The following is an 11,460-nucleotide window of genomic DNA, read 5'->3' as shown; positions in this document are numbered from 1 at the left end:
AGGCGGCAAGTAAATGAGTCCCGATGAGCTTACTCAAGTAAGTGATTCGGGTGATTGAATGTAGCCAACGCATATGCAGCTTGAAGTATGACGGGTATAATCCGCGCAAAGAAATAAAACAGTGAGAACTCTATCATGTGCGCAGATGTCACTCCCCTTAATCAGAACGTCGATGAACAAGAAATCGCCAAATTTGAGGCAGTTGCCTCCCGCTGGTGGGATTTAGAAGGTGAATTCAAACCCCTCCATCGCATTAATCCACTGCGCCTTGATTACATTTTGCAGCGCGCTGGCGGTATTTTCGCTAAGAAAGTGCTGGATGTCGGTTGCGGTGGCGGTATTTTAGCTGAAAGCATGGCGCGAGAAGGTGCGCAAGTGACCGGGCTGGATATGGGCTACGAACCGTTGCAAGTCGCTCGTCTGCACGCATTGGAAACCGGCGCGAAACTGGACTACGTGCAAGAAACTGTCGAAAGCCACGCGCAAAAGCACCCGCAACACTACGACGTCGTCACCTGCATGGAGATGCTGGAACATGTCCCCGACCCCGCATCGGTGGTGCACGCCTGCGCCGCATTGGTCAAGCCCGGCGGCCACGTATTCTTCTCAACCATCAACCGCAACACCAAATCCTGGCTGATGGCGGTAGTTGGCGCAGAATATATTTTGAAAATGGTGCCCAAAGGCACTCATGATGCGAAAAAGTTTATTCGCCCGTCAGAACTTATCGGCTGGGTTGACCAAACACCACTACTCGAACGCCACATTATCGGTTTGCATTACAATCCGATAACAGACCACTTTAAGCTGGGCCACAACGTTGATGTAAATTATATGGTGCATACTCAACGGGATAGCGAATAAGGCCACCACTATTAGCTAAAGAAGAAACGACAACTGACAAACCTCGATGACCCGATCTCAGGTAGGGGAGGATAGGCGGAAGAGTAAAGCGTCCGCGCCAGGGAGGGCGCGGCTCGCGCCTACATGGATGTATTGACGGCAGCTTTACGATCCGCCTGTTCTCACCGCTGCGGGCACTTTGCCATTAACCTAAATTATGCCATTTTTGCTAATGTTTAATAAACCGGCAAACGATCATAATTTTAAGATTTTCAGTAAAATCTTATCCCCCAGATTAGCAGTAGGTAATCCCCAGCAATGACGCAGCCTGAGAGCCTTTGGTAACAATTCACCCCCACGTTATCCACATAATTGTGCAATGTTGTCCACTTGCCAAAAGACTCAATAATCACTATCTTGTTATCTATCTACTACCCACCCCCTACATATAGTGTTTACATACTGAACAATACACTACGACCTCAGTGATTATCTTAATCATAGAGAGCGTAAATTTGTGCTGTACAGACACTGAGTAAGGGGAACAAAGGTCACGAACACATGAACCAAAGCCTACTTGTTACTAAACGCGATGGCAGTAAAGAACGCATCAATCTGGATAAAATCCACCGGGTCATCGACTGGGCCGCGGAAGGTTTACATAACGTCTCGGTATCTCAAGTAGAATTACGTTCACACATTCAGTTCTATGATGGCATTAAGACCGCCGATATCCATGAAACCATCATCAAAGCGGCGGCTGATCTTATCTCGCGTGATGCCCCAGATTACCAATATCTGGCCGCACGTCTGGCTATCTTCCACCTGCGCAAAAAAGCCTACGGCCAGTTTGAACCACCAAAATTATTCGCCCATGTGACGAAAATGGTGGAAATGGGTAAATACGACAAACATCTGCTGGAAGATTACAGCGCAGAAGAATTCGAACAGATGGACACTTTCATCGACCATTGGCGCGATATGAACTTCTCTTATGCTGCGGTTAAGCAGTTAGAAGGTAAATATCTGGTGCAGAACCGCGTCAGCGGTGAGATCTATGAAAGTGCCCAATTCCTGTATATGCTGGTTTCCGCCTGCCTGTTCTCGAACTATCCGCGTGAAACCCGTCTGGATTATGTGAAACGCTTCTATGATGCGGTCTCCACCTTTAAGATCTCACTGCCCACACCGATTATGTCCGGTGTCCGTACCCCGACGCGCCAGTTCAGTTCTTGCGTGTTGATCGAGTGTGGCGACAGCCTGGATTCTATCAACGCGACCTCCAGTGCCATTGTGAAATACGTGTCACAACGTGCAGGTATCGGTATCAATGCCGGTCGCATCCGTGCGCTGGGTAGCCCAATTCGCGGTGGTGAAGCTTTCCACACCGGTTGTATCCCGTTCTACAAACACTTCCAGACTGCGGTGAAATCCTGCTCACAAGGCGGGGTGCGTGGTGGTGCTGCCACCCTGTTCTATCCAATGTGGCATTTGGAAGTTGAAAGCCTGCTGGTATTGAAAAACAACCGTGGTGTTGAAGGCAACCGCGTGCGTCATATGGATTACGGCGTTCAAATCAACAAACTGATGTATCAACGTCTGCTAAAAGGTGAAGATATCACCCTGTTCAGTCCGTCAGATGTTCCTGGCTTGTATGAGGCGTTCTTCGCCGATCAGGATGAATTTGAACGCCTTTACACCCAATATGAGCAAGATGACAACATCCGTAAGCAACGGGTTAAAGCGGTTGAGTTATTCTCACTGATGATGCAAGAACGTGCTTCTACAGGCCGTATCTATATTCAGAACGTTGATCACTGCAACACCCATAGCCCGTTTGATCCGAAAATTGCGCCCGTGCGCCAGTCAAACCTGTGCCTGGAAATCGCGTTGCCAACCAAGCCACTCAATGACATCAACGATGAGAATGGCGAAATTGCGCTCTGTACGCTGTCTGCGTTTAACCTCGGTGCCATTGAGAGCCTTGATGATTTAGAAGAGCTGGCAGAGCTGGCGGTGCGCGCACTGGATGCCCTGTTGGATTATCAGGACTACCCGATTGCCGCAGCACAACGTGGTGCAATGGGTCGCCGTACCTTGGGTATCGGCGTGATTAACTTTGCTTATTATCTGGCGAAGAACGGTGTGCGTTACTCAGATGGTAGTGCTAACAACCTGACTCACCGTACTTTTGAAGCGATTCAGTACTACTTGCTGAAAGCCTCAAATGTGCTGGCCCGTGAACAAGGCGCTTGCCAGTGGTTCAATGAAACCACCTATTCGCAGGGCATTCTGCCGATCGATACCTATAAGAAAGATTTGGATGCCATCAGCAACGAGCCACTGCACTACGATTGGGAAACGCTGCGTAACGATATTAAGACTCACGGCCTGCGTAACTCCACGCTGTCAGCGCTGATGCCTTCCGAGACATCCTCGCAGATCTCCAATGCCACCAACGGCATTGAACCACCACGCGGCTATGTCAGCATCAAAGCCTCGAAAGATGGTATTCTACGTCAGGTTGTCCCTGAGTATGAGCGCTTGAAAGATGCTTACGAACTGCTGTGGGATATGCCCAATAATGATGGTTACCTGCAACTGGTCGGTTTGATGCAAAAATTCGTCGATCAGGCGATTTCAGCTAACACCAATTATGACCCAACCCGCTTCCCATCTGGCAAAGTGCCGATGAAGCAGTTGCTGAAAGATTTGCTGACCACCTACAAATTTGGTGTGAAAACCCTTTACTATCAAAACACCCGCGACGGTGCTGATGATGTGCAGGAAGATATTCAAAGTCAGCCGGGTGATGATGACTGTGAAGGCGGTGCATGTAAGATCTGATTTTTAGTTTAGGCTCTCCGCGATGAAGCCAAATGCGCTTATCGCGGAGCTTCTTCATTCGCCCTTTGCACTATTTATCCTTTGTACGTCCCTGAGGAAATCATGGCCTATACCACTTTTTCGCAAAATAAAAATAACCAGTTGCTCGAGCCAATGTTCTTTGGTCAATCCGTCAACGTGGCCCGTTTCGACCAGCAAAAGCACGCTATTTTCGAAAAACTGATTGAGAAACAGCTATCATTCTTCTGGCGTCCAGAAGAGATCGACGTCTCCCGTGATCGTATCGATTACAACGCTCTGCCAGATCACGAAAAACATATTTTTATCAGCAACCTGAAATACCAAACGTTGTTGGACTCCATTCAGGGGCGCAGCCCTAACGTGGCATTATTGCCACTTATTTCTATCCCTGAATTGGAAACCTGGGTCGAAACCTGGTCATTTTCAGAAACCATCCACTCACGCTCGTACACCCATATCATCCGTAATATCGTGAACGACCCTTCGATTGTTTTTGATGATATCGTGACCAACGAAGAGATCCTCAAGCGCGCAAAAGATATCTCAGCCTATTATGACGATTTGATTGAGATGACCAGCTACTACCATCTGCTGGGGGAAGGTACTCATCAGGTCAATGGCAAAACTGTTGTTGTTAATCTGCACGAGTTGAAAAAGCAGCTTTATCTGTGTCTGATGAGCGTCAACGCACTGGAAGCCATCCGTTTCTATGTCAGCTTTGCCTGCTCCTTTGCCTTTGCCGAGCGCGAATTGATGGAAGGTAACGCTAAAATCATCAAAATGATTGCGCGCGATGAAGCCCTGCACCTGACCGGTACTCAACATATTCTGAATCTGATGCGCGCCGGTGAAGATGACCCGGAAATGGCTGAAATTGCTATAGAATGCCAGCAACAGTGTTATGACCTGTTTGTACTGGCCGCTGAGCAAGAAAAAGAGTGGGCAGAATATCTGTTCCGCGACGGCTCTATGATTGGCCTGAATAAAGAGATCTTGTGCCAGTATGTGGAATATATTACCAATATTCGTATGCAAGCCGTGGGCCTCGGTATACCCTTTGCGACCCGCACCAACCCCATTCCGTGGATCAACTCTTGGTTAGTGTCTGATAACGTACAGGTTGCACCACAAGAAGTTGAAGTCAGCTCATATCTGGTCGGTCAGATTGATTCCGAAATCAGTGCTGATGATCTGAGTGATTTCGAGCTGTAATCCATGAAGTCCACCCCCAATAACTTTCGAGTTGCACTTGTTGCGTTAATCCAGCAGCGGCAACAGAATGAACCCAAGGAGTTGAGATAACTCAATGACTTGGGTAAGTGATAGCAGCCAACACCCCTGCACCTTGAAAGATGACGGGGATATCGTGACGTTGAGCACCACCGGTGCTCGACTTAACCGCCCCGTTAACAGCCGTAGTTTGTTAGAAACGCTTGAATATCATCAGGTACCCATCGAATACCAATGCCGCTCTGGCTATTGTGGCTCCTGCCGCCTGCGCTTGCTGAAAGGCGAGGTCTGCTATCAACAGCAGCCGCTGGCGTTTATTCAATCTGGTGAGATCCTGCCCTGCTGTTGTCAGCCGAAGGGCGATATTGAAATCGAGCTTTAAGCAGATAGATAAATCAGCTAATCGGATTTCACCTATAATCAGCCTGTTGAATAGATGATATTTTTGCATCTGGAATTAAAATCATAGGGACAAAAGATGAAAAGACTGTCAATCGCCATAACCAGCCTGTTAATGGCCGCCTCTGCCAGCACTATTGCCGCTACCGAGCCGCCACTGAATCAACAACAGCCGTTAGAGAAGATTGCGCCTTACCCACAAGCTGAAAAAGGCATGAGCCGCCAGGTCATTTTCCTCGAGCCACAAGAAGACGAAAGCCGCTTCAAAGTTGAGTTGCTGATCGGTAAAACCATTGAAGTTGACTGCAACCGCCATATGCTCGGTGGCAATCTGGAAACCAAAACCTTATCTGGCTGGGGCTTTGACTATCTGGTGATGGATAAAATATCCGAACCCGCCTCAACCATGATGGCTTGCCCGGATAACACCCGCCGCCCGCAATTTATCGCCGCCAATCTGGGTGATGCTGCCATGCAGCGCTACAACAGCCGCTTACCAATTGTGGTTTATGTGCCACAAGGCGTTGATGTGAAATACCGGATTTGGGAAGCAGGCAAAGACATGAGAAGTGCACAGGTGAAGTAATTTACCTCTCAATATTCAGCATAGCCTTGTCAAAATACCCATTCATCTGAGTGGGTATTGAAAAGCAGTGGATTTTAACCCTCATGAATTAGTGCCTAATAGCGGTTTACAATCATCCCGTGAGAAGTAAAGGGTGATACTTGATGAGGGAGGTGGATAGTTTCAGATCCACGTTCAGGGTTATCAAAATAAGACGTTGCATCAATCAACGGGGCAATATCGTCATAAACAAAGGCAGTATCCGCCAGCATCGGCTCTGTGCCAGCAAAAATAAAATCCTGAGCATCAAGTTGATCAATATCCAACCCATCCAGATACATTAAGTTGATACCTTTACCTTCCGGGCCAGTGATCGCTGATTTCACCTCCACGCCCTGAATAAGAGCCAATCCATTAATAACCATTGCACTTCTTTTGGTGACTGATAGCTCACTGAAATTCCTAATACCAATCGCACTTAAATCAATTTTATCAATGCCATGCCTAAATCCACGCACGGTATTGTGATAATCAGATTGCCCCTCCTGATGAACCACAACGAAAGTACTGGGTTCAGCATTATCCCGCTGATAGACAGAACCCAACAATGAAGCCACCATTTTACCTTGGGCATTGGTGCGTAAAGTGACACCACCACCGCCGCCATTGAGCAAAATATCTGTTGGCTGACGTACGGGCTTATCCACCAATTTACTGCTATCAACATAGTGGGCAGGTGCGGTAAAGGTATCCTGAAAGTTAAAATGATGGGCCTGCAATACGCTAACCTGTTGGTCTCCGATAATTATTATTTGACCATCAGCCAGTTTGATCTGAACATCGCTCCGCCATTGTTTTAACCGTAATTCGCTGAATTTTTTTTTCCGCAAAGCCAACCAAGTGAATGACCTCACCGTTGTCTGCCTCAAAGTTAATAATACGGTCATGCCCCTGTGGGCGTTTACGTACCACGAATATCTCTTTGCCTGCGCCTCCCACCAGCGTATTTCTACCTCGCCCACCGTCAAGTAAACTGTTATTCCGGCCCGCGGTTAAAACATCGTTACCATCACCACTCACTATATTATGAATAGTTTGCGGGGATCTAATTGTCAGCGTTGTCCCGCCAAGGTTTGCCTCTCCCGTTATTAAATTGGCCTTAACATCGCCTGACATCGCAGCAGTATTCAATGTGTTACGACCACCGGGCACACCATTAACCGCATCAGTTAAAATGGCTCGTGTGGGTTGTTCTGCCACCTGAGCAGCAAACTCATCAGTATAAAAATAGACATCATCAGCGCCAGCTTTGTGACCAAAGAGTCGTAGTGACCAGCTATTGAGTTTCACGGGTAAACCATTTTTGGCATCTTTAACGGCCAATTCCCACTGGCCTGTAGAGGCTTCACCACGATGATGTGTCGACATAAAGGTATAGTTAAATTCACCGGATAGCGCGCTGCCCATATCATCATCGTTGACCGCTGGTTTTTTCCCGGCCCGATCTAACAGAATACTTTCGCTGCCACTCGGCGAAATGAGTTTCACCGTCAAATCGCCCAACCGCCCTACATTAGCACTGAAATCAACCTCTACCTGTTCAATATTCAAGCCACTGGTCATCGTGATCGATGAGGTATCAACTCCCCCGGCATACAGCCGTTTCCACGCATCGTAATGATGACTTTTTTCCAGGCTTTGTTGGTTAGCATCAGTCTTTTTACTGCTCCAGCTTTCTGCCAAACGCACCGCCGCCCGCGCATCAACCCTACCAAAACCATAATCATGACTTACCTGCATCCCGCCGCCATTCCAACCTTTTGCACCATTAATGTGCCACTGGCTCGCAGGATCTTTAACTCGACGAGCCGACAAGGCCAGAATCTGTTGAACATCGCGATATCCCAGATTGGGATTAGCCTGAAGCATCAATGCAGCAATGCCTGAGACAATCGGTGCAGCAAAGCTGGTGCCTTGTTCAGTACTATATTCAGCACCAAAGACGGCCCCACGTTCTGCTTTAATTTGGTGGCTGCTGGAAAGTACCCGGTTGCCAGGCGCTGATACCAGTAAACTGGCACCGGGATTGGAGAAAGGTTGTGAGCGAGTCTGGAGTATTGAAAGATCAGCCGGAGAGATTATCGCCCCGACCTGGATACCAAAACGGGAATGACTCATCAGCGATCCTTGGGTACTGCCTCCCTGCTCGCGCTGATTCCCGCCCACCGTCACAATTATAGTGCCTAATCCCCCACGACCATTTGCTGCGGCATAGCGCAAAACGGTACTGAGAGTATTAGGCAAATTAAGCGCCCCACCCGAGGTATGACTCAGCGCAAAGTCAGGTTTGGAACTCCAGCTATGGTTAACCACATCATAGCTGGACATCTTGCCGAGCGTGGTTAAGTCGTTACCATCATTGCTTAAATAATACCCACCCAATGTCGCGTCATAAGCCACTCCCACTCCACCGATATTGTTTTTTGCCGCTACCATCACACCGGCCACCATGGTGGCATGGTGTGATACCTCAGCGGGCAACTCGCCCATTCTCTTTTGCGTTGCCAGCCAGACTGTATCGACATTCGCCGCCAAATCGGGGTGTTCAATCGCGAAGATTTCTGGGCCAGTGGCGAACTCGCCGCCGGGTTCAAACTGCCCAATCCGAATACCCTTGCCGCTATAATCTTGCCACACCGGTATCACATTGACCTCACTCAAGTAGCGCTGCTTTGATAGTTGAGGATCTGTGGGGATATTCGGGGGTAATAGGCTCACTGTCGCCCGCTTTGTTACCTCTTCACCGCGAGTCAGATCCATCACCGAAATGGCCGGATCCCCGTCGGCATTCATCAGGCTATATTTAAAACTCATCACGCCAGTGAATTTTTTATCGGGGTAAAACACGATATTACCGCTACGGCTTAGGTAAACATCGCCACCAATTGCATCACTCACGGCGGTGATGTGTAACGAGGATTTATCATTAAAAGACAAGTCATTGACTAATAAATCAGCACCCCGTATCAGGTGGAATCTATCACGAGAAAATGGCCGGTCAGATTTACTTCTCGTCAATACATCATCAATTGGAATAATAGTATTCGTATGCAAATCAACGGCTGAAATATCTGAGAAATTCAGTTTTTGAATATTTTTCAGGGCAAGCGTGCCATCCCGACCGGCGACTTTATCCCTAATCAGATAGCCGCTGTCAGTCCGGGTGATAATGTAATCCGCATGAGTACCATGCAATGACACCACATTTACACCACCACCGCCGTCAATCAGTGCATTGCCCTGACCCGCTTCAATAATATCATTCCCCTTATTGCCATAAATCCTGTCCGCACCGCCACCGGCGTAAATAATGCAACCCTGCTCCGAGGCATAAATACTGTCACCCTGAGATCCGGCGTAAATAACCGCTTTACTACTGCCGCCAATAATCTTATTTTTTCCACCGCCACCTGCTAATACATCATTGCCACCACCACCGACCAGCGTCGAATTCCCGTTACCGCCTTTGATGAAAACGCTACTATTGCCGCCGCTAACAATAATGTCATCACCATCGCCGCCCTGCGCAATAGTGATACCACTGCGCGCCATATTCAGCGCCACCCCTTTATCGCCGACAATCAGTACCGTATCTCGCCCGCCATTGCCTTTAATAGTGCTTGGATCATCACTGTCACTGATAACAAACACATCGTTTCCACTATTACCTATATAGGTATTACTGCCACCCCGTCCGACCAGCCAACTGCCCTTCACACTGGCTACCAGGGTGTCGTCCATATTACCGCCATAAACATGGTGCACCGCCAGCGTATCGGCAGACAAAGTTGCGTTTTTATTACCGAGTTGGGCATAGGCGGTGGTTGTCACGTCCCCCATGATTGAGCGAATGAATGCACCGTCAGCATCACGCTTGATAATATGGTTACTGACCGGCGAGCTGGCAAAATTCACCGCCAATACCTCATGCCGCCGCCCTCGGATAGAGAAAATACCGCGCGCCATGACCCTATTACCCCGTCGGTTATCCTCTTCGACCACGTTAGCTTTGACTTTGATTTGCGTAATCTGCCATTCATTCAGTGTTGTTAGTTCGCCGGGGTCAACCTTGCCGTTATGCGAGCTATCTTGCCAAATTCGCAATTGGCTCCAGATAGGATCACCCGGGTCAATCGCACCATTGCCATCGGCATCTTCACTGGCCAGCGCAGCAAAACCATCTTGATAGCGTTTCTCTCCCGGCTGGCCGTTAACCCCCGCCGCACCGCCGTAATATTCCGAATACATCTGGCTAATATTGTCGATTCTCCCACTGCCCTTATCAAGCACCAATATGCCGGTATTCGGCCCGGCCCAGCCGGTGCGTTTAAGGGTGCCGCTGTTATCGGTATCAAACAGTACGCCATCTTCAATGCCGGTCATGGAGACCCCCTTGCCACTTAAATCCAGCAGCAGCGGGTCAACATAAGTGTTTACCGTGGTTTGTGCTGATAAACCATTGAGGGTGGCGGCATCAAACAGCCCGGTTTCCGGCAGCATATAACGGGGTCGTTCCAGATAGTAATCAGATAAATAGCGGCTGGGCTGGATATTGGGATCAAGCTGAACTTCACCCGGGCGAACCCCGCCCGATGCCATAGCGCCCATCTGCACCGAGGCAAAATCGGTTTTATCCAGGCTGCCGTCAGTAAAGGAGAAACTGTGAGTGGGCTTATTCACCAGATAGCCGTTGGTGACATCACGCCGCGCCTGATCTTCATCGGCAATGCGCTGAACCGCTTGTGGGGTTGGGGTGATATTGATGTCGATAGGGCACATCTCGGTTGAGACTGGTGCGACTTCTTCGTCGGAGCTAAAGAGTTGGTTGCCTATAGCACCGGCTGCGGCACCAAGATTGTCGACATCCATAACTATATTCAGCCAGTTATGGATCATCGGTTGGTCTGAAGCTGATGAGGTTGATAATGCGTCAACCATAATTTTACTGTATTAAAAGAGAGCAATATTTCATCGGCTGAATTGCCCGCCGAATTTAAAGTACTCTGCCAGTGTCCTCCGTGCTGGTTTTTCGGCAACACTTTATAAACCGGATATAACGTCCAGGCCTCTGGCGGTAATCCATGCATCTCAAAAACACTATTGTGAAACTGTGCAGCTTGCTCATGGCCGATATCACCATAGATAATTCCTGTTGGACTTTTGTCCAGCCTGTCTTGCTGGGTATCAAAATAGCCAAGCGCCATATCATAACGAATATGCTTAATATCCGTTTCAGTGAGGTGTTTATTATGGCTGACACCAACATCTCTCATATAGTTAATAGCTATTCGCCCGGCGATAGAATTCTCTTTGACCACACCATTAGCCAAGATGGCATAGCGATCGCCTTTGCTGGCTAAAAAGTCATACATCGGGCCGGGGTCTTTATTCTCCTTATGGGTTTCTAATAATTGCCTGGCACAGGCCAGATCGGCGGCATTCAGTTGTAATTTTCCTGCATTACTATTTTGCTGTAGCATAATGTTATTCCTTAA

Annotated in this window: 5 protein-coding genes and 1 pseudogene; 5 read left to right on the top strand and 1 reads right to left on the bottom strand. The window is 48.5% G+C overall.

The genetic code is table 11. The features are described from left to right. Nucleotides 1–135 precede the first annotated feature (135 nt). The 5 genes from ubiG (at nucleotide 136) to eco (ending at nucleotide 5,926) form a co-directional block, all read left to right on the top strand. The gene (gene ubiG / locus YALDO0001_RS16210) at nucleotides 136–864 is read left to right on the top strand and encodes a bifunctional 2-polyprenyl-6-hydroxyphenol methylase/3-demethylubiquinol 3-O-methyltransferase UbiG (protein WP_004704619.1); all 729 of its coding nucleotides are present in this window, start codon (nucleotides 136–138) and stop codon (nucleotides 862–864) included. A 540-nt stretch (nucleotides 865–1,404) separates the two neighbouring features. Then, complete coding sequence (gene nrdA / locus YALDO0001_RS16205) at nucleotides 1,405–3,690, top strand: class 1a ribonucleoside-diphosphate reductase subunit alpha (protein WP_004704618.1); 2,286 nt, start codon at nucleotides 1,405–1,407, stop codon at nucleotides 3,688–3,690. A gap of 102 nt (nucleotides 3,691–3,792) precedes the next feature. Next, nucleotides 3,793–4,923, top strand: coding sequence for a class Ia ribonucleoside-diphosphate reductase subunit beta (gene nrdB / locus YALDO0001_RS16200; protein WP_004704617.1), 1,131 nt, complete (start codon nucleotides 3,793–3,795; stop codon nucleotides 4,921–4,923). Nucleotides 4,924–5,017: 94 nt separating this feature from the next. After that, nucleotides 5,018–5,323, top strand: coding sequence for a class I ribonucleotide reductase maintenance protein YfaE (gene yfaE / locus YALDO0001_RS16195; RefSeq protein WP_004704616.1), 306 nt, complete (start codon nucleotides 5,018–5,020; stop codon nucleotides 5,321–5,323). Between the two features lie 96 nt (nucleotides 5,324–5,419). Further along, nucleotides 5,420–5,926 (top strand): serine protease inhibitor ecotin, encoded by a 507-nt coding sequence (eco, locus tag YALDO0001_RS16190; RefSeq protein WP_042546421.1) that lies wholly within the window; start codon nucleotides 5,420–5,422, stop codon nucleotides 5,924–5,926. A 95-nt stretch (nucleotides 5,927–6,021) separates the two neighbouring features. On the opposite strand, the pseudogene YALDO0001_RS16185 reads toward eco, so the two are convergent. Further along, nucleotides 6,022–11,445: pseudogene (locus YALDO0001_RS16185) on the bottom strand (SPM autocatalytic domain-containing protein). Between the last annotated feature and the right edge of the window lie 15 nt (nucleotides 11,446–11,460).

It is taken from the genome of Yersinia aldovae ATCC 35236, assembly GCF_000173735.1.
GTDB classification, from domain to species: Bacteria; Pseudomonadota; Gammaproteobacteria; order Enterobacterales; family Enterobacteriaceae; genus Yersinia; species Yersinia aldovae.
Note: the sequence above shows the minus strand (reverse complement) of the source record. Positions and strands in the feature narration are given on the sequence as shown.

Coding starts and splice junctions, on each gene's coding strand:
- yfaE (WP_004704616.1), top strand. CDS start 5,018: ATGACTTGGGTAAGTGATAGCAGCCAACACCCCTGCACCTTGAAAGAT.
- eco (WP_042546421.1), top strand. CDS start 5,420: ATGAAAAGACTGTCAATCGCCATAACCAGCCTGTTAATGGCCGCCTCT.
- nrdA (WP_004704618.1), top strand. CDS start 1,405: ATGAACCAAAGCCTACTTGTTACTAAACGCGATGGCAGTAAAGAACGC.
- ubiG (WP_004704619.1), top strand. CDS start 136: ATGTGCGCAGATGTCACTCCCCTTAATCAGAACGTCGATGAACAAGAA.
- nrdB (WP_004704617.1), top strand. CDS start 3,793: ATGGCCTATACCACTTTTTCGCAAAATAAAAATAACCAGTTGCTCGAG.